Source organism: Allochromatium tepidum, assembly GCF_018409545.1.
Lineage (GTDB): Bacteria > Pseudomonadota > Gammaproteobacteria > Chromatiales > Chromatiaceae > Thermochromatium > Thermochromatium tepidum_A.
Genome location: NZ_AP024563.1, coordinates 364,857 through 383,246, shown reverse-complemented (window position 1 = coordinate 383,246; position 18,390 = coordinate 364,857). Strand labels below are relative to the sequence as shown.

The 18,390-nt window shown below is 64.8% G+C and carries 14 protein-coding genes and 1 pseudogene; 5 read left to right on the top strand and 10 right to left on the bottom strand.

Going from position 1 to position 18,390, the window contains the following annotated elements; all coding sequences use genetic code 11:
• The first annotated feature begins 87 nt into the window (after positions 1–87).
• On the top strand, positions 88–4,743 hold the full coding sequence (gltB, locus tag Atep_RS01845; RefSeq protein WP_213379919.1) for a glutamate synthase large subunit: 4,656 nt from the start codon (positions 88–90) through the stop codon (positions 4,741–4,743).
• The gene (locus Atep_RS01840; protein WP_213379917.1) at positions 4,736–6,202 is read left to right on the top strand and encodes a glutamate synthase subunit beta; all 1,467 of its coding nucleotides are present in this window, start codon (positions 4,736–4,738) and stop codon (positions 6,200–6,202) included. The genes gltB and Atep_RS01840 overlap by 8 nt, the downstream gene beginning before the upstream one ends.
• A 120-nt stretch (positions 6,203–6,322) precedes the next feature.
• Here the strand turns inward: Atep_RS01840 and gspD are convergent, their stop codons facing one another.
• The 4 genes from gspD to Atep_RS01820 are packed head-to-tail and all read right to left on the bottom strand — an operon-like array spanning position 6,323 to position 10,863.
• Complete coding sequence (gene gspD, locus Atep_RS01835) at positions 6,323–8,521, bottom strand: type II secretion system secretin GspD (RefSeq protein WP_213379915.1); 2,199 nt, start codon at positions 8,519–8,521, stop codon at positions 6,323–6,325.
• 46 nt (positions 8,522–8,567) lie between these two features.
• A complete protein-coding gene (locus Atep_RS01830) occupies positions 8,568–9,158 on the bottom strand; it encodes a hypothetical protein (protein ID WP_213379913.1) in 591 nt (196 codons plus the stop codon).
• Positions 9,155–9,766: a type II secretion system protein GspM gene (gene gspM, locus Atep_RS01825; RefSeq protein WP_213379911.1), complete on the bottom strand. Its 612-nt coding sequence runs from the start codon at positions 9,764–9,766 to the stop codon at positions 9,155–9,157. The genes Atep_RS01830 and gspM overlap by 4 nt, the downstream gene beginning before the upstream one ends.
• Positions 9,763–10,863: a PilN domain-containing protein gene (locus tag Atep_RS01820; RefSeq protein ID WP_213379908.1), complete on the bottom strand. Its 1,101-nt coding sequence runs from the start codon at positions 10,861–10,863 to the stop codon at positions 9,763–9,765. The genes gspM and Atep_RS01820 overlap by 4 nt, the downstream gene beginning before the upstream one ends.
• Before the next feature lie 215 nt (positions 10,864–11,078).
• On the opposite strand from Atep_RS01820, the gene Atep_RS01815 reads away from it, so the two are divergent.
• The 3 genes and pseudogenes from Atep_RS01815 to Atep_RS17045 form a co-directional block, all read left to right on the top strand.
• The gene (locus Atep_RS01815; protein WP_236786351.1) at positions 11,079–14,165 is read left to right on the top strand and encodes a DUF1156 domain-containing protein; all 3,087 of its coding nucleotides are present in this window, start codon (positions 11,079–11,081) and stop codon (positions 14,163–14,165) included.
• A 31-nt stretch (positions 14,166–14,196) separates the two neighbouring features.
• On the top strand, positions 14,197–14,448 hold the full coding sequence (locus Atep_RS01810; protein ID WP_213379906.1) for an AAA family ATPase: 252 nt from the start codon (positions 14,197–14,199) through the stop codon (positions 14,446–14,448).
• Positions 14,445–14,735: pseudogene (locus Atep_RS17045) on the top strand (AAA family ATPase); the annotation flags it as partial. The gene Atep_RS01810 and the pseudogene Atep_RS17045, both read left to right, overlap by 4 nt.
• An 87-nt stretch (positions 14,736–14,822) precedes the next feature.
• On the opposite strand, the gene Atep_RS01800 reads toward Atep_RS17045, so the two are convergent.
• Genes Atep_RS01800 through gspG form a run of 6 tightly spaced genes read right to left on the bottom strand, consistent with a single transcriptional unit; the run spans position 14,823 to position 18,384 of the window.
• Positions 14,823–15,455: an FHA domain-containing protein gene (locus Atep_RS01800; RefSeq protein ID WP_213379904.1), complete on the bottom strand. Its 633-nt coding sequence runs from the start codon at positions 15,453–15,455 to the stop codon at positions 14,823–14,825.
• Positions 15,452–16,393 (bottom strand): type II secretion system minor pseudopilin, encoded by a 942-nt coding sequence (locus tag Atep_RS01795; RefSeq protein WP_213379902.1) that lies wholly within the window; start codon positions 16,391–16,393, stop codon positions 15,452–15,454. The genes Atep_RS01800 and Atep_RS01795 overlap by 4 nt, the downstream gene beginning before the upstream one ends.
• Positions 16,393–17,082, bottom strand: coding sequence for a prepilin-type N-terminal cleavage/methylation domain-containing protein (locus tag Atep_RS01790; RefSeq protein WP_213379900.1), 690 nt, complete (start codon positions 17,080–17,082; stop codon positions 16,393–16,395). Before Atep_RS01790 ends, Atep_RS01795 begins: the two co-directional genes overlap by 1 nt.
• Positions 17,079–17,492 carry a type IV pilus modification PilV family protein gene (locus tag Atep_RS01785; RefSeq protein ID WP_213379898.1) on the bottom strand — a complete coding sequence of 138 codons (414 nt, stop codon included), beginning with the start codon at positions 17,490–17,492 and terminating at the stop codon, positions 17,079–17,081. The genes Atep_RS01790 and Atep_RS01785 overlap by 4 nt, the downstream gene beginning before the upstream one ends.
• Positions 17,492–17,941 (bottom strand): GspH/FimT family pseudopilin, encoded by a 450-nt coding sequence (locus Atep_RS01780; RefSeq protein ID WP_213379896.1) that lies wholly within the window; start codon positions 17,939–17,941, stop codon positions 17,492–17,494. Before Atep_RS01780 ends, Atep_RS01785 begins: the two co-directional genes overlap by 1 nt.
• A 14-nt stretch (positions 17,942–17,955) precedes the next feature.
• The gene (gene gspG / locus Atep_RS01775) at positions 17,956–18,384 is read right to left on the bottom strand and encodes a type II secretion system major pseudopilin GspG (protein ID WP_213379894.1); all 429 of its coding nucleotides are present in this window, start codon (positions 18,382–18,384) and stop codon (positions 17,956–17,958) included.
• Positions 18,385–18,390: the final 6 nt, after the last annotated feature.

The window sequence follows — 18,390 nt, the reverse complement described above, 5'->3', positions numbered from 1 at the left end:
CGAAACCCCAGCGGCCAAGACAGACCCCGCGTTCGAACCGCTTCCAGATCGGCATCCTTTCATCCCAGGTATCAAACGAGGTCAGCGATGAGCCTTCGTGCCCTACCACCCGCACAGGGTCTCTATGACCCAACCCTTGAGCGCGACGCCTGCGGCGTCGGCTTCGTCTGTCACATCAAGAATCACAAGAGCCATGCGATCGTCCGGCAGGGCCTGGAGATCCTGGAGCGGCTGCACCATCGCGGTGCGGTGGGCGCCGATCCCAAGGCCGGCGACGGCGCGGGCATTCTGGTGCAGATCCCGGACGCCTTCCTGCGCGCGGTGCTCGATTTCGAGCTGCCGGCGGTCGGTGACTATGGCGTGGGCATGGTATTCCTGCCGCGCGACGCCGAAGCACGCACACGCATGATCGAGACCGTCGAGCGGCATCTGACCGAGGGCGGTCAGCGGGTGCTGGGCTGGCGCGATGTGCCGGTCGACAACAGCGACCTGGGGCCGAGCGTGCTGCCCTCCGAGCCCGTGGTGCGTCAGGTGTTCGTCGGGCGCGGTGCGAATTGCCCGGATCAGGACGGCTTCGAGCGCCGTCTGTTCGTCATCCGCAAGCGCATGGACAACGAGATCCGAGCCGCCGGTTTCGACAAGACGGCCTATTACGTGGTCTCGATGTCCTCGCGCACGCTCAATTACAAGGGAATGCTGCTGGCCGATCAGGTCGGCAAGTATTACCTGGACCTGAGCGACGAGCGTTTCGTCTCGGCGCTGGCGCTGGTGCATCAGCGCTTCTCGACCAACACCTTCCCGACCTGGGATCGGGCCCAGCCGTTCCGCATGATCTGCCACAACGGCGAGATCAATACCCTGCGCGGTAACGTCAACTGGATGGCCGCGCGCCGGCATACGATGCGCTCGGAGATCCTGGGCGAGGATCTGGACTCGATCTGGCCGCTGATCCCTGAGGGGCAGTCGGATTCGGCCTGCTTCGACAACGCGCTGGAACTCCTGGTGATGGGCGGCTATTCGCTGGCCCACGCCATGATGATCCTGATCCCGGAAGCCTGGGCGGGCAACAAGCAGATGGACGCCCAGCGGCGCGCCTTCTACGAATACCACGCGGCGCTGATGGAGCCCTGGGACGGACCGGCGGCGGTGGCCTTCACCGATGGGCGTCAGATCGGCGCCACGCTCGACCGCAATGGTCTGCGCCCGGCGCGCTATCTGGTCACCAACGACGACATGGTGATCATGGCCTCCGAGATGGGCGTGCTCGACATCGCCGAGGAGCGCATCATCAAAAAATGGCGCCTGCAGCCGGGCAAGATGTTCCTGATCGATCTGGAGCAGGGGCGCATCATCGACGATGCGGAGATCAAAGCCGAGCTGGCCGCCGCCAAGCCCTATCGCGAGTGGCTGGCCAAGACTCAGATCCATCTCGACGAGCTGCCGACCAATGTCGCGCCCATGGCGCCGGATGCCGACACCCTGCTCGATGCCCAGCAGGCGTTCGGCTACACGCAGGAAGACATCAAGTTCCTGCTCACGCCGATGATGCTCACCGGTCAGGAGGCCGTCGGCTCGATGGGTGCGGACAATCCGCCCTCGGTACTTTCCAGCCGCGCCAAGCATCTGTCGACCTATTTCAAGCAGAACTTCGCCCAAGTCACCAATCCGCCGATCGATCCGATCCGCGAGGAACTGGTGATGTCGCTGGTGTCGCTGATCGGACCGCGTCCGAATCTGCTCGGCATCAATGAGGCCGGCAAGCACTGGCGGCTGGAGGTCAGTCAACCGATCCTGACCAATCAGGATCTGGAGCGGGTGCGCCATATCGAGGACAACTCGGGCGGGGCCTTCCGCACCAAGAACCTGCAGATGGTCTACGCCGCCGGCGAGGGCGCGGCGGGTATGGAAGGAGCGCTGGAGCGGCTGTGTCTGGAGGCCGAGGCGGCGGTGCTGGCCGGCTACAACATCCTGATCCTGTCGGACCGCAACACCAATCGCGACAACATCGCCATCCCGGCGCTGCTGGCGACCTCGGCCGTGCATCACCATCTGATCCGGCGCGGGCTGCGCACCAGTTCGGGTCTGGTGGTGGAGACGGGCGCGGCGCTGGAGGTGCATCACTTCGCGACCCTGGCCGGCTATGGGGCCGAGGCGATCAATCCCTATCTGGCCTTCGATACCATTCAGTCGCTGTTGCCGTCGCTGGCCGAGTCGCTGACGTTCGAGGAGGCGCAGTACCGCTATATCAAGGCGGTCGGCAAGGGGCTGCTGAAGGTGATGTCCAAGATGGGCATCTCGACCTTCCAGTCCTATTGCGGGGCGCAGATCTTCGATGCGGTGGGGCTGAGTCAGGCGTTCCTGGAGCGCTATTTCACCGGCACCCACAGCCGGATCGAGGGCGTGGGTCTGCCCGAAGTGGCGGCCGAAGCGGTGCGCTGGCACGGCCAAGCCTATGGCAACGAGCAGATCTACAGCCGGCATCTGGACGTGGGCGGCGACTATGCCTATCGGGTGCGCGGCGAGGATCACATCTGGACGCCGGAGACCATCTCCAAGCTCCAGCACGCCACGCGCGCCAACGATGCCAAGACCTTCGCCGAGTTCTCGCGCCTGATCGACGAGCAGAGCGAACATCTGCTGACCCTGCGCGGGCTGATGGAGTTCAAGTTCGCCGAGACGCCGATTCCGCTGGAGGAGGTCGAGCCGGCGAGCGAGATCGTCAAGCGTTTTGCGACCGGTGCCATGTCCTTCGGGTCGATCAGCTACGAGGCGCATTCGACCCTGGCCAAGGCAATGAACGCCATCGGCGCCAAGTCCAACACAGGTGAAGGCGGCGAGGAGCCTGAGCGCTTCAATCCGTTGCCGGACGGGTCGCCGAATCCGGAGCGCTCGGCCATCAAGCAGGTGGCATCGGGTCGCTTCGGCGTCACCACCGAGTATCTGGTCAACGCCGACGACATCCAGATCAAGATCGCCCAGGGCGCCAAGCCCGGCGAGGGCGGTCAGTTGCCGGGGCACAAGGTCAATGCGCAGATCGCGCGCGTGCGTCATTCGACGCCGGGCGTGGGCCTGATCTCGCCGCCGCCGCATCACGACATCTATTCGATCGAGGATCTGGCCCAGCTCATCCATGACCTGAAGAACGTCAATCCCAGGGCGCGCATCTCGGTCAAGCTGGTGTCCGAGGTCGGGGTCGGGACGGTCGCGGCGGGGGTGTCCAAGGCCCATGCCGATCATGTGACCATTTCGGGCTATGACGGCGGCACGGGCGCCAGTCCGCTGACCTCGATCAAGCATGCCGGGTCGCCCTGGGAGATCGGGTTGGCCGAGACGCAGCAGACGCTGGTACTCAACCGCTTGCGCGGGCGGATTACGGTGCAGGTCGACGGAGGCTTGCGCACCGGACGCGACGTGGTGATCGGGGCGTTGCTGGGAGCCGATGAGTTCGGCTTCGCCACCGCGCCGCTGATCGTCGAAGGCTGTCTGATGATGCGCAAGTGTCATCTGAACACCTGTCCGGTCGGCGTGGCGACTCAGGATCCGGAACTGCGCAAGAAGTTCACCGGCAAGCCCGAGCATGTCATCAACTATTTCTTCTTCGTCGCCGAGGAAGTGCGTCAGTTGATGGCCAAGCTCGGCTTCCGCACGATCGAGGAGATGATCGGGCAGTCGGATCGGCTGGAGATGCGCCGTGCGATCGCGCACTGGAAGGCGCATGGGCTGGATTACAGCCGCTTGCTGGCCCGTCCGCAGGTGCCGGCAGAGGTGGCGATCCGTCACGCCGAACCCCAGGATCATGGTCTCGACAAAGCACTCGATCACACACTGATCCGTCAGGCGGCGCCGGCGCTGGAGCGCGGCGAGCCGGTGCGCATCGAGACGCCGATCCGCAACTTCAACCGCACCTTCGGCACCCTGCTCTCGGGTCGGGTGGCGGAGCGCTACGGTCATGCCGGTCTGCCGGACGACACCATCCACATCAAGGCCAAGGGCACGGCGGGTCAGTCGCTCGGCGCCTGGCTGGCGCGGGGCGTGACCCTGGAGCTGGAAGGCGAAGGCAACGACTATGTCGGCAAGGGCCTGTCGGGCGGTCGCATCATCATCTATCCGCCGGCCGAGTCCGCGATCGGACGCGCCGAGGACAACATCATCGTCGGCAATACCGTGCTCTATGGGGCGATCACGGGCGAGTGCTTCTTCCGTGGAGTGGCGGGCGAGCGCTTCTGCGTGCGCAACTCGGGCGCGACGGCGGTAGTCGAGGGCGTGGGCGATCACGGCTGTGAGTACATGACCGGCGGCATCACCGTGGTGTTGGGGCCGACCGGACGCAACTTCGCCGCCGGGATGTCGGGCGGTGTGGCCTATGTGCTGGACGAGGCCGGGGACTTCGCCGACCGCTGCAATCTGGCGATGGTGGAGCTGGAGCCGATCGCCGAGGAAGATGCGGCGCTGGAGGCCAACGGCCATCAGGGCGGCGATCTGGAGATGCATGGCCGGGTCGACATCACGCGCGATATGACGCGCCATGACGCACGGCGACTGAAGCTCCTGATCGAGCGTCATCTGGAATACACGGATTCGGCGGTGGCGCAACGTATCCTGGACGACTGGGCGAACATGCTGCCGAAGTTCGTCAAGGTGATGCCGGTCGATTATCGCCGTGCGCTCCAGGAGATGCAGGCCAATCAGAGCCGTCCGCCGCGAACCAACAAGCCTTTGAAGGGGATCGTCGAACATGGGTAAGCCGACCGGTTTCATGGAATATGCCCGTCGCGACCGCCGCTATGCGCCGGCGGGTGATAGGGTGTTGCACTATGACGAGTTCGTCATTCCGCTCGCCGAGCCGGAGTTGAGCCAGCAGGGGGCGCGCTGCATGGATTGCGGCATTCCCTTCTGTCATCAGGGCTGTCCGGTCAACAACATCATTCCGGACTGGAACGATCTGGTGTATCGGGGCGACTGGCAGGCGGCGATCGAGGTGCTGCATTCGACCAACAACTTCCCGGAGTTCACCGGGCGCATCTGTCCGGCGCCCTGTGAGGCGTCCTGTACGCTCAACATCGACGACAGTCCGGTCACGATCAAGACCATCGAATGCGCCATCGTCGATCGCGCCTGGGACGAGGGCTGGATCAAGCCGCAGGTGCCCGAGCGTCGCACGGGCAAGCGGGTGGCGGTCGTCGGTTCGGGTCCGGCCGGGCTGGCCTGCGCCCAGCAGCTGGCACGCGCCGGACATCAGGTGGCCATCTACGAGAAGGCCGATCGCATCGGCGGTCTGCTGCGCTATGGCATCCCGGACTTCAAGCTCAACAAGAAGCTGATCGACCGGCGCATGGCGCAGATGCGCACCGAGGGCGTGGAGTTCCATACCAACGCCCATGTCGGCGTCGATATTCCAGTCAGCGCGCTGCGCGCCGAGTATGACGCACTGGTGCTGGCGGGCGGTGCCGAACAGCCGCGTGATCTGCCGGTGCCGGGGCGTGAGCTCGCGGGCATCCATTTCGCGATGGACTTCCTCAAACGCAACAGTCAGCGGGTGCAGGGTTCCTATGTGCCGGACGAGGAGTTCATCAGCGCCCAGGGCAAGCATGTGCTGGTCATCGGCGGCGGTGATACCGGGTCGGACTGTATCGGAACCTCGAACCGGCATGGGGCGGCCTCGGTGACGCAGGTCGAGATCCTCGACCGTCCGCCGGAGAAGGAGGACAAGGCGCTGACCTGGCCGAACTGGCCGAACCGGATGCGTACCTCCAGCTCACACGAGGAAGGCTGCACCCGGATGTGGAACTTCGCGACCAAGGGCTTCGTCGGCGACGAGCAGGGGCGGGTCAAGGCGGTCCGGTACTGTCTGGTGCGCTGGGACAAGGACGCCGAGGGGCGCCGGCGGATGGAGGAGGTGCCGGGCAGTGAGGGTGAGCTGAAGGCGGATCTGGTGCTGCTGGCCATGGGCTTCGTGCAGCCGGTGCGCGCGGGGATGCTGGAGCAGTTGGAGCAGGAGGCTGGGCTGAAGCTCGATGGGCGCGGGAATGTGCTGGGGTCGACCGAGGGGGCGGAGGCCTATAGGACCACGGTCGATGGGGTGTTCGCGGCCGGGGATATGCGCCGGGGGCAGTCGCTGGTGGTCTGGGCCATTCGCGAGGGGCGGCAGTGTGCGCGCGCCGTCGATGAGTGGCTGATGGGGCGGTCGGATTTGCCGCGCTGAAGCGGTGTGAACATCCCCTGAAAGCGAAAAAGGCGGCCGATGGGCCGCCTTTTTCGTAGACCTGTCGGATGCGACTCGCCTCGCTCACCGCATCCTACGATAGGCCCAGTCTTGGATGTCTCAGAAGGCGACCTTCAATCCGCGCACCTTGCGGCGGAAATCGTCGGTCACGGATTCGATGTCCTGATCGCTGGCGATGACCTTGGGCGTGAGGACGATGACCAGTTCGGTCCGGGTCGAGGTCTTCGAGGTTTGACCGAAGAGTCCACCCACGATCGGCAGACTATAGAGACCGGGAACACCCTGCTTGCCGTCCGAACGCGCATCCTCGATCAAACCACCCAAGACGACGGCCTGATTGGAACGCACGGTGACCGAACTGGTGATGGTCCGCTTCTTGAATGACGGCGAGTTCAGCGACGTGGTCGGATCCAGCACCGTGCTGACCTCCTGCTCGATCTCCATCTGCACCAGTCCGCCTGGGGTCACGCGCGGCTTGACCTTGAGGATGACGCCCGTGTCCTTGTAGGAGATGGTGGTATAGGTGCGATCGGTCGTCGACATGCCTGTCTGTTGCGAGGTCGCGATCGGAACCTCCTGACCGACCTGGATCTTGGCCGTCTGGTTGTCCCTGACCATGACCGAAGGCGAGGACAGGACGTTGAGCAGGTTGTCGCCCGCCAGCGCACTCAACGTGGCCCGGATGGTGTCCGGGTTGGAGACCAGCGCCCAGTTGAAACCGGGGAACATGGTGGTGATCGAGGACTTGTCCGAGACATCGAGCGTTCCATCCAGGGACGCGAAGCTCTGCCCCTTGGACTGCTGCCCGAAGAGTTCCCACTGCACGCCATACTTGAGATTGCCGGTGAGCGTGATCTCGACGATGGTGGCCTCGACCAGCACCTGGAGCGGCAGGATGTCGAGCTGCTTGAGCGCATCGAGGATCTTCTTGTAGTCGCGCGGGCTGGCACGCACCAGCAGCGAGTTGTTGACCGCGTCGGCGACGATGTTGACGCTCGACGACATCTCGAGTTCGTGCGACGAGGCGCCCTGCCGGGTCGATGACGATTGCGTCATGCCGGTACTCTTGGAATCCGAGTCGCCGCTCGTTCCCGTCCCGCCGATGCTCGACGAGCGGCCGAGTCCGGGCGCGACGTTGCCGACCGAGGACTTGCGCGTACTGCTGCCGGCGCCGCCGAAGAGCTGCGACAGGATATCGGCCAGACTCTCGGCGTCGCTGTGCTTGACCCGATAGACATAGAGCCGCTCGGAGCTGTCGCTGCCGGCCTCGGCCATGTCGAGCCGCTCGATCCAGTTGCGCGCCTGCTTGAGATAGCTCTCCTGGGGCGAGACGACCAGGAGCGCATTGGCGCTCTCGATCGGGATGAAGCGGAAGATGCCCTTGAGCGGATTGCCGCCCTCGTCGGCGAGCAGGCTCTCCAGTTGCGAGACCACGTCCTTGGTCTTGGCGTACTCGAGCACGAAGAAGCCGACCGAGAGCCCCGACATCCAGTCGACGTCGAAGACGCGGATGGTGTCGAGCAGGTTGCTCATCTCGGGGCTGGTGCCGGCGATCACCAGCAGGTTGCGCAGGTTGTCGACGCGGATGACGCTGCCCTCGGGCGCCAGCGGCGCAAGGATGTTGTTCATCTCCTCGGCGCCGATATAGCGCAATGGCACCACCTGCACACTGTAGCCATTGGGCAGGGCGCGGTCCGTCTCGCCGAGCTGAGGCGTCACGCGCCCCTGGGCGGCATTGGCCAGCGGCACCACCTCATAGCGATCCCCCTTTTGGACCAGGGCGGCATTGTTCATCCGCAACAGGGTTTCGAGCGTGGGCAGCAGATCCTCACGGCGCAGCGGACGGCCGGTCTGGAGCGAGGTCGTGCCCTGCACCGCCGGGTGCAGGACATAGTTGACCTTGAGCAGATCGCCCAAGATGACCTTGACCACTTCGCGGATGTCGGTGCCGTCGAAGTTCAGCGTGACGTCGCCGGGGGCGGTATCCACATCGGGCGGCGCGACCTTGCGCACGAAGGAGCCGGTTCCGCGCTGCATGATCTCGCTGCTCTTGGGGCGCTCCCGGCCGTCGCCGATGGCGATGGTCTCGGCGCCGGCGCCGCCGCGCTGCTTGAAGGCCTCGCGCTTCCGGGCCTGATCGGCGTCGATGACATGACCATCGGCATCGCCGACCTTGACCGTGGGATCCCAGTACGCACGCTCGCATCCGTACAGCCCGATGACGAGACCGGTCGACAGGGCGACTCGCCGCCAGCGTCCGAGCCGATGAGTGCGCTTGGAGGTGTGATTGGGGTACATGATGCCTCGGTGACGACGCGGGTCGAGCGGCCTCGACCCGGTGTGATCATTGCTGGGGTGGTTCGGCGCGCACCGGTGCGCGGGGTGGTGGCCGGGGAAGGGCCTTCCGGGCGGGCGGTGATGGAGCGGACGCGGGCGCTGCCTTGGAATAATCGCGCAATATTAGCGCATCCTGCTGACCCTGTCGCTCGAGCAGGACGCGATCCTCCTGGATGTCCAGCACCGCCCAGCCCTGCAGATCGTCTCCGATGCGCAGACGGCGCAGCTTGGGTTGCGCCGGATCCCGCACCCAGGCCGAGACGATGTCGGGCGTGATGAGTACGGCGTTCAGATCGAAGACGCTCAGATCGGCGCTCTCCTGCGCAACCTCCGGCCCCGGTTGTTCGTCGACCGGCGGTTCCGGCCGGCGATCCGGTCGGAACAGCGGGCGCTCGGTGATGGAGACATAGTGGTCTCTGGCCTCCTGGGTCTCGATCTGAGTGAGCAGGTCCGGCTGGGCGGGGGAGGCGACGGGTTGCGCGCCACCCGTCTCGCCCGACGCTTCGCTCGATGGCGCCTCCGGCGGCCAGCCGATCCACTGCGACGCCAGGATACCGAGCAGGACGAGCGCGACCAGGAGCGGGGTCTGTTTCATCATCGCGCGCCCCCCAGGACGAATCCATAGATGTCCAGTCTCACCGTGAGGTCTCCGCCCTGATCGGCGACCAGGCGCCGACGCGCCATGGCCGGGTTGGTGAGATCCACCGGACGCGCCGAGGAGCGCACCGAGAGACGCTCGACGAACAGGAAGGGGCGCGCCTGTTCGAGACGATAGAGCATCTCCGTCAGGGTCTCGGTCGAACCCTGGATCTGGGTGCGCACACGGATGCGCGGCGGCGTCTCCTGACCTTCCGGCGGCAGGATCTGGGTGCTGATCAGGCGTCCGGCGGCAGCGGTGACGATCTCCTGGACCTGGGTCTGGATCTGGGCGCCGGCGAGCGCCTGGGTGGGGGCCTTGAAATAGAAGGCGTCGAAGGCATCGTTGGTGCGCGCCTGCTCCAGTTCGGCCTGGAGTTTCGGCAGGGTGCCGACCAGACGCTGATAGCGTTGCAACTGGTCGCGGTTGCCGGCGATGGCGTCGTCGAGTGCCGAGATCCGCCCCAGCCAGGGAATCGCGATGGCGGCCACGAGCAGGATCGGCACCAGGACTACAGCACCGAGCAGACCCAGACACAGCGGTCGGTCGGTCGCGGGCTTGAGGGTCATTCGGCGCCTCCGCGCACATAGCGGAAGGTGATGTTGAAGCGCTCCTTGCCGGTGCGGGCGATCTGGGTCAAGGGCGAGCCGAAGGAGACGCCCTCGATCCCGGGCGCCTGCTCCAGGATGGCGATCAGGGCCGTGGCCTGACCCGACTCGCCGCGCAGATCGATCTGATCGGCGCTGAACTCGAGGTTCTGCACCCAGGTATCATCGGGGAGGCGGTCAGTCAGCTCGCGCAGCATCTCCAGGATCCGGGGTTGTTCGAGCTTGTGCTGGAGCACGGCCGTGCTGCCCTGGCGGACACGTTCGAGCTCCTGGCGTACCTCGTCGACGGCGATGGCCTGACTGCGCAGACGCGCGACCTCGGCGTCCAACTGGCGCGCAAGATGGTGCTTCTGCCACAGGGGCGTCACCAGGATCGCGATCGCGAGCAGGATCGAGGCCATGACCGAGACCGAGCCGAGCGTCAGACGCAGACGGCGCCGTTTCGGGCGCTGCTCGACCGGGAGCAGGTTCGCGCCCTTCCAGGCGCCGTCCCAACTGATGCGGTCGATCGGCGCGCCGAGCGTCTCCAGGTGCGTGATCCAGCCATCGACCAGATCGCGTCGGCACAGCACCAGATCCACTCGTATACGATCGGCCGTCTTGGAACCGCCCTGGACGACGAAATCGAAGAGCACGTCCTTGGACTCGAAGGGCGAGAGCCGATCGAGTTCGTAACGAATCACCTGTGACAGGTTGGCGCGAACCTGCGATGGAAAGGAAACCGTGCGCATGAGCACGGCCTCACGCGGCAGACAGAGTTCGATGCCGTGCGGGCGCTCCTGTTCCGGGACGCCCGTGATTCCCGGCAGCGCCGGGGCGTGGGCGAGATCCAACTCGCCCAGCGGCTGGGTCTCCAGACCGGCGACCAGACCGAGGTGCGCGCGCGATCCGTTGGGACGGATGACGAGACGACGATTGTGGCGAGCCAGGAAGCGATGTGCGAAGGCAGGCAGACAGGCCAGCAGCCGCTCGTCGAATCCCTCTGAAAGCCCCGGCGTGCCGATCCCGGAGACCGGCCATCCCCTGAAGAATTGGCTCAAGCGTTCGGTGAGAGTCATGGTGTGCGATTCTGAATCCAGCCGGCAGGCCCAGGAGTGAGGGCCTCTGCCCAGGTCGACGCATTATCGGGCGATCCGGGTCCGGAAATTACGGAAATGAAGTGTAAAACCCAGTCACGTCCCGGCGCCAGTCGAACTATGCTAAGGCATCCGCTGATAGAGGTCGTTGCGCGGCCCGGGATGATGCTCCACGGATCCCTGCCGGCCGCGCCCTGGTGACGGAGCACTGGTCGCTGATCGTCTCCAAGCCCGAGCAGGCCAAGCTCGCCAAGTTCATGGCCGGAGACTTCATCTCGGTTACGCTGGAGGATTGCAGGGCGCGGATTCGTGATGTCGCGGGTGAGGACATCGGTGACGACGCATACGGCTGCAGCCATGGCGATGGCAAGGTCGGTTGGGCAAAGGACAACCGAATGCAAAACAACATCAAATCCCCGAAAAAACTGATCGAAGTCGCGCTGCCGCTCGATGCCATCAACGCTGCCGCTGCGCGTGAGAAATCCATCCGTCATGGGCATCCGTCCACCCTGCACCTGTGGTGGGCGCGTCGCCCCTTGGCGGCGGCGCGGGCGGTGATCTTTGCGCAGATGGTCAACGACCCCGGCTATCAGCAGGGCGGCGGCTTCAAGTTTGGGGTGAACAGGGAAAAGGCCGCGATCGAACGCGAGCGGCTGTTCAAGATCATCGAAGCGCTGGTGCAGTGGGAAAACACCAACAACGAAGCGGTGCTCGAACAAGCCCGGGCCGAAATCCGGCGCTCATGGCGCGAGACCTGCGAACTCAACCAACACCACCCGCAGGCCGCCGAGCTCTTCAACCCCGACAAGCTGCCGGGTTTCCATGACCCCTTCGCGGGCGGTGGCGCACTCCCATTGGAAGCCCAGCGCCTGGGGCTCGAGGCCTATGCCAGCGACCTCAACCCGGTGGCGGTGACCATCAACAAGGCGATGATCGAAATCCCGCCGCGCTTTGCCGGCCGCGCACCGGTCGGCCCGTTGCTGCCGGGTGAGCGGCAAACCAGTTTCCACCTCGACTGGAGCGGTGCCAAGGGGCTGGCCGAAGACGTGCGCCGCTATGGCGCCTGGATGCGCGACGAGGCGCAAAAGCGCATCGGTCACCTCTACCCGCCGATCGAGATCACCCCCGCGATGGCGCAGGATCGCCCTGACCTCAAGCCGCTCATCGGGCACAAGCTCACCGTGATCGCGTGGCTCTGGGCACGCACCGTCAAAAGCCCCAACCCGGTGTTCAGCCATGTGGAGGTGCCGCTCGCCTCGACCTTTGTCCTCTCCAGCAAAGCGGGCAAGGAGGCTTACGTGCAGCCGGTGGTCGAAGGCGACCGCTACCGCTTCGAGGTGCGCGTGGGTAAACCGCCGGAGGGGGCCAAAGCAGGCACAACGGCTGGGAAACGGGCGGCATTTATTTGCCTGCTGTCAAAATCACCAATCGACTACAACCATATTCGAGCCGAAGGGAAAGCAGGCCGAATGGGCGCCCGCTTGATGGCCATCGTGGCGGAGGGTCCACGTGGGCGGGTGTATCTCAGCCCAACGGAGGAGCACATTGCTATTGCTGCAAAAGCAAAGCCGGAATGGACTCCAGAAATGGATTTGCCAAACAATCCCCGCGATTTCAAAACTCCCAACTACGGGTTAGGCAAATTCGGCGACCTCTTCACCCCCCGCCAACTGGTGGCGCTGACCACCTTTTCCGATCTGGTGATTGAGGCAATCGCCAAGGTCAAAGCCGATGCGCTGGCCGCGGGCATACCCGACGACGGCCGCGGACTGGAAGCCGGCGGCACCGGTGCCACTGCTTATGCCGAGGCGGTGGGGGTGTATTTGGCGTTTGGGGTGGACAAGTGTTCTGACTACTGGTCGTCAATTTGTACGTGGCACAACTCGGGCGAAAAGATGCGGAATACGTTTGGTCGCCAAGCCATTCCTATGACGTGGGATTTCGCGGAAGCTAATCCCATGTGTGACTCCTCTGGAAACTGGATGGCAATGGTGGACTGGTCTTGGAAGGCACTCGCTCACACGCCTGCCAATGCGCCAGGATTTGCGGCACAAGCCGATGCACAAACGCAATCGGTCAGCGCGGCAAAAATCATTTCCACCGACCCCCCTTACTACGACAACATCGGCTACGCCGATCTGTCCGACTTCTTCTACGTCTGGCTCCGCCGTAGTCTCAAGCCCATCTTCCCCGGCCTCTACGCCACGCTGGCCGTGCCCAAGGCCGAGGAACTGGTCGCCACGCCCTACCGCCACGGCAGCAGAGAAGCCGCTGAGCGCTTCTTCCTCGACGGCATGACGCGGGCGCTCAGAAACCTCGCCGCGCAGGCGCATCCCGCCTTTCCGGTGACCATCTACTACGCCTTCAAGCAGAGCGAAACCCAGGACGACACCGGCACCCACAGCACCGGCTGGGAGACCTTTTTGGAAGCTGTTCTGAAAGCCGGCTTCGCCATCACCGGCACCTGGCCGATGCGCACGGAATTGGGCAATCGCATGATCGGCGCCGGCACCAATGCGCTGGCTTCCAGCATCATCCTGGTCTGCCGCAAGCGCGCCCCCGATGCACCCACGGTGAGCCGTCGCGAATTTTTGCGTGAACTCAACGCAGCCTTGCCCGAAGCCCTTCTGGACATGACCCGTGGCGGTGTCAATTCCCCGGTCGCACCGGTGGACTTGAGCCAAGCCATCATCGGCCCGGGCATGGCGATCTTCTCCCAATACGCCGCGGTGTTGGAGGCCGACGGCACGCCGATGCGGGTGCGCACCGCCTTGCAGCTCATCAACCGCTTCTTGGCCGAGGACGATTTCGACCCCGACACCCAGTTTTGCCTGCACTGGTTCGAGCAACAGGGCTGGGCCACCGGCAAGTTCGGCGAGGCCGATGTGCTCGCCCGCGCCAAGGGGACCAGCGTCGAGGGCTTGACGGAGGCCGGCGTGGTCGCCGCGGGGCGCGGCGAGCTGCGCCTGCTCAAATGGGCCGAGATGCCCGCCGACTGGTCGCCCGAAACCGATGCCCGCACGCCGGTATGGGAGGCCCTGCATCAACTGATCCGCGCCCTCAATCGGGACGGCGAGTCGGCAGCCGGTGCGCTGCTCGCGCGCATGCCCGAGCGCGCCGAACCCATGCGCGCCCTGGCTTATCGCCTCTATACCCTCTGCGAGCGCAAGGGCTGGGCCGAAGAAGCGCGGGCCTACAACGAATTGATCGCCGCGTGGTCGGGCATTGAACAGGCCGCGGCGGAGGCCGGTATCCGCGGCTCGCAGGCAAATTTAGATATTTAATGGCGCATCTGCCAACCGTGTGACATTAGCCATGCAGATCGAATCCATAGAAATCGAGAATTACCGGGTATTTCGCCATGCACGCATGGATCGCCTGCCACGGCTGGTCGCCTTGATCGGAGCCAATGGCACCGGCAAAACCACCCTGTTCGATGTGTTTACTTTTCGACCGAAGAGGGTTTCGCAGAGCACCTTTCAACCCGGGGCGACAACCTGGCGCAGGTGGCGCAATACCTCTATACCTATCACCGCGGCCGGTTTGATGCGGTGCTTGAAGCCATGAAACGGCGCGTGCCCGGAGTGACCCATATCGAGGCGAAGTCGACCGAGGATGGCCGTCTGCTGCGCTTTCAGGACGGCAATTTCAGGGATCCGTTTATCGCCCGCTTTGTCTCGGACGGCACCATCAAAATGTTTGCCTACCTTGTTCTGCTACATGACCCCAAGCCTTTTCCTTTGCTGGCGGTCGAAGAACCGGAAAACCAACTCTATCCGGAGCTATTGCCTGAGCTTGCCGAAGAGTTTCGCGACTACGCCCATCGCGGTGGACAGGTATTTGTCTCGACCCACTCACCGGACCTCCAGATGGCCAGGATGAGATTGTTGCCGTGCGGGCGCGAGATCATGGGGCCGTGCATCCGGGCGACTGGGCGGCCTTCATCCCGGTGGGGAACTGGCTGTGATGGCCAGCCGCTCGTAGAGGGACTCCGGCGTCAGGAAGAAGAACTCGTAGCGCGCGAAGGCGATGATGTCGACATCCTTGAGCGGCAGCGGTTTCGCTCCGACGGGCGTGCTGTTGACCAGGGTGCCGTTGGTCGAGCCGCGATCACGAATGGAGCAGCCATCCGGGCCGATCTCGATGATGGCATGGTGCTTGGAGATCGCCATGTCCGGAATGACCAGATCATTGTCGCTGATGCAACCGATGGTGAGTATGTGCGAGGCGCCGGCGGCGTCCGTCCGCTTGACCAGCGGATAGATGGCGCGTTTCAGCGCCTCCGGCGTCGATTCATGGGGTTCCTCACCGTGGAGCGCGAAGACGAAGGTCTGATTGACGACGCCGATTCCGTCCTGGCGCTGTTCCAGCGATCCGGCCTGGAGCGCCAGACCGGCGAGGACCGGGCGGCGCATGAAACGGACGAAATCCGCCTCGGAGCAGGTTTCGACCAGGCGTGCCAATAGACGCGGATCGACACGCCCCGAGGCGTTCAGGAGTGCTTCGATCCCCGCCGGCATCAAGCCGGGTCCGGCCGGACGATCGCTGGAGGCCTTCTCATCGTGATGCGTCATGACTCATCGCTCCGATTCGCTGTCGACTCCGACTCGTTGTCGCCTCGGGTCTCGGCCGCCAGCCCCTGACGACGCCACAGCACCTGATAGGGCGGCTGCCGGCCCGGTGCGAGCTGAAAGAGCGCCTCCATCCGTTGAGCCGCGCCACTCGATCGCGGTCCAGTGACCTGGAGGCGGTAGACCGGACCGCCACGCTCGACCAGGGTCGTCGAGGTCGTGCCCGCGACCTCGGTGCGATCACGCTCGGCGATCTCCTTGCGCGCTTCCTCCAGCGTGAGCCCCTTGAGTGTCGCCAACACCGCCGGCGAGGCGAAACGCTCGACCGGCTGCGCCGAACCGCCCTGGACCGAGACCTCGGGCGCGAGCAGGCGATAGCGTTCGGGTGTCATGCCGAGCACCTGTCGGAGTTCCTCGACCGTTTCATAGTCAGCATCCTTGGCGCCGAACGCACGACCGGCCTCGGCGTAGTCGGCATCCTCGGCGCCGTTGAGCAGGGCCAGATCGTCCTCGTCACGCCAGTCGACGATCGCCGCCGCCAGCGCATCGGCCTCCTCGGGCAACAGGCCGAGCACTTCCAGCAGTGTCCGCAGGGTCTCGGGCCGGATCTGGTTGAGATCGTAGCGCGAGGACTCGTTGAAGACACGCAGGGTCAGTTCGGAGCCGGCAAAAAACCAGGTTCGCGGCTGACCATTGGGCAACCAGGCCGTTCCCTGCTCCGCGTCGATCTGAGCCTCCGGAGTCATGTAATGCAGCGCGGTATAGGCGATGGCGGCTTCGGCGAGCGCCCGGAAGCGCGCCGACTCGACATGGTTGTCGGTCAGGGCGATCTCGGTGCGGCGCGAGACGGTCAGGCTCACGGCCATGACCGTCAGGAGCGTCAGCACCCACATCACGAGCATGAGCGCAATGCCGCGCTGGCGTCGGATTCGTGCCGTCATCAGGGTTGATCGGGTAGGGCCACGACGATGTCGGGCCAGGATTGTTCGGTCGTCTCCAGACGGATGCGCACCAGATTCGGCAGGCGGGTCTGCTCCAGCCATTCCTCATGCCAGTCCGGTTCGCTGTCGCCGTCGGCCAGACCATGATAGGCCAGTTCGAAGCGGCTCACATCCTTCAGCAACAGGGCGCGACCGAAGGCGCCGTCGGCCGTGTCCAGGTCGGCACGCAGATCGCTCAACGCGGTCTCGTCATGCTTGTTCATAGGCTCCCAGGGTACGACCTCGCCGCCGCCCTCCAGGATCTCGGGATGCAGGAGCCGGCGCGTCAGCACCAGGGTGCGCGCCTCGCCCGTGCCTTCCAGTTCCAGACGCAGGATATAGAGTCCGGACAGACCGATGTGCTCGGACAGGGGTGCCGCCCACTCGATACGCTCGGATTCACCGGCGAAGACCTGGACGCTCTGCCCATCGTAGACGGCGCTGACCGGCCGGGTCTGACCGAGCGTGCGCCTGAGAAAGCCATCGGCCAGTCGCAGGCCGGACAGACGCTCGCCGACCGTCTCGACCGCCTCCCAGGAACGCCCGCCGAGCCTCAGCCCCGAGAACAGCAGCAGCGAGATCAGACCGATGATCGCCAGCGCGATCACCAGCTCGATCAGGGTGAAGCCGCTCATCCCGCGCCGGTTCATGGCGTCGTATTCGCTTGTGGATCGAGAAGCTTCAGGGTCGCGAGCATCAGGCGTCTCGGACGTCCGGCATCGAACCACAGCACGGTGGCATTGATGCGATAGGCCCTGACCGAGAGCGTGGTCGTCGGGAATTCGTCCGCGAGATCGAGTTCGAACAGGGTCAGCTCCCAGGAAAACCCGCTCTCGGTCTCGCCCGAGACCGTCCCTTCCTCCAAGGGGATCTCATGTCCGACCAGATTGAGCAGGGACTCGGCCAGGGTCGCCGCCTGACTGTACTGGGCCGAGGCGATGGTGGCGCTGGTGGCGCGCGAGAAGATGCCGAGCAGCACCCCGAGCGAGACGGCCAGGATCGCGAAGGCGACCAGCACCTCCAGGAGCGAGAATCCGCCTTGGGAGCGACGACGGCGCATCACTCGGACCAGGAATCCAATTCGATGCGCCCGGTCAGCCAGGTCACACCGATCTGATAACCATGCCCGCCGTGCGCCAGCACGAGACGCCCGCCGGTCGAACTGCCGTCGGGGAAGAAGCGGATGGTGCCGCGCTGCTCGTCGATCAGTTCACTGCTCGCCGCTTCGAGCCTGAGCGAGAGCCGCTCGGGCAGGGAGAGCGCGCGATAGCCGGCGAGCGTCAGCCTGTGGTGTTCGAGATCGACCAGCACAGCCGTCTCCTCGCCGCGCCGGATGGCCGACTCACGCGCCAGACGCAGCGTGGCGGCGGTGCGGCGCGCAGCCGATTTCATCTCCAGACCCGGAAAGGCGGCCGAAAAGAGTGTGGGCACCGCCGTCATGACGACGGCGGCGATGGCCATGACCACCAGCAGCTCGACCAGGGTGAAGCCGCGTGCGCGTCGCCTCACCCGTTGGACCCGGATTATTCCCAACTCTTGATGTCGGCGTTCTCGCCCTCGCCGCCCTCGCGGTTGTCGGCGCCGAGCGACCAGATGTCGAAGCTGCCGTGCTCGCCGGGGAACCGATACTGATAGTCGAAGCCCCAGGGATCCTTGGGCATTTCTTTCTTCTTCAGATAGGGGCCGTTCCAATTCGGCATGTTGCCCGGATTCTCGACCAGCGCCTTGAGTCCTTCGCTCTCGGTCGGATAGCGGCCCAGTTCGAGGCGATAGAGGTCGAGCGTCGAGGACAGATCCTCGATCTGGAGCTTGGCTGTCTTGCTCTTGGAGCTACCCAGGAATTTCATCACTTGCGGGCCGACCAGTCCGGCGAGCAGACCCAGGATGGCCAGCACGACCAGGAGTTCGACCAGAGTGAAGCCGCCGTAGCGGCGCGACGTCTTGAAACGCATGTGGAA

Bases quoted from the DNA above. Each gene is read 5' to 3' on its own strand.
- Atep_RS01785 (WP_213379898.1), bottom strand. From the start codon at position 17,492: ATGCGCCGTCGTCGCTCCCAAGGCGGATTCTCGCTCCTGGAGGTGCTG.
- Atep_RS01810 (WP_213379906.1), top strand. From the start codon at position 14,197: ATGCAGATCGAATCCATAGAAATCGAGAATTACCGGGTATTTCGCCAT.
- Atep_RS01820 (WP_213379908.1), bottom strand. From the start codon at position 10,863: ATGACTCTCACCGAACGCTTGAGCCAATTCTTCAGGGGATGGCCGGTC.
- gspG (WP_213379894.1), bottom strand. From the start codon at position 18,384: ATGCGTTTCAAGACGTCGCGCCGCTACGGCGGCTTCACTCTGGTCGAA.
- Atep_RS01840 (WP_213379917.1), top strand. From the start codon at position 4,736: ATGGGTAAGCCGACCGGTTTCATGGAATATGCCCGTCGCGACCGCCGC.
- Atep_RS01790 (WP_213379900.1), bottom strand. From the start codon at position 17,082: ATGAACCGGCGCGGGATGAGCGGCTTCACCCTGATCGAGCTGGTGATC.
- Atep_RS01830 (WP_213379913.1), bottom strand. From the start codon at position 9,158: ATGATGAAACAGACCCCGCTCCTGGTCGCGCTCGTCCTGCTCGGTATC.
- gltB (WP_213379919.1), top strand. From the start codon at position 88: ATGAGCCTTCGTGCCCTACCACCCGCACAGGGTCTCTATGACCCAACC.
- gspM (WP_213379911.1), bottom strand. From the start codon at position 9,766: ATGACCCTCAAGCCCGCGACCGACCGACCGCTGTGTCTGGGTCTGCTC.
- Atep_RS01795 (WP_213379902.1), bottom strand. From the start codon at position 16,393: ATGACGGCACGAATCCGACGCCAGCGCGGCATTGCGCTCATGCTCGTG.
- gspD (WP_213379915.1), bottom strand. From the start codon at position 8,521: ATGTACCCCAATCACACCTCCAAGCGCACTCATCGGCTCGGACGCTGG.
- Atep_RS01800 (WP_213379904.1), bottom strand. From the start codon at position 15,455: ATGACGCATCACGATGAGAAGGCCTCCAGCGATCGTCCGGCCGGACCC.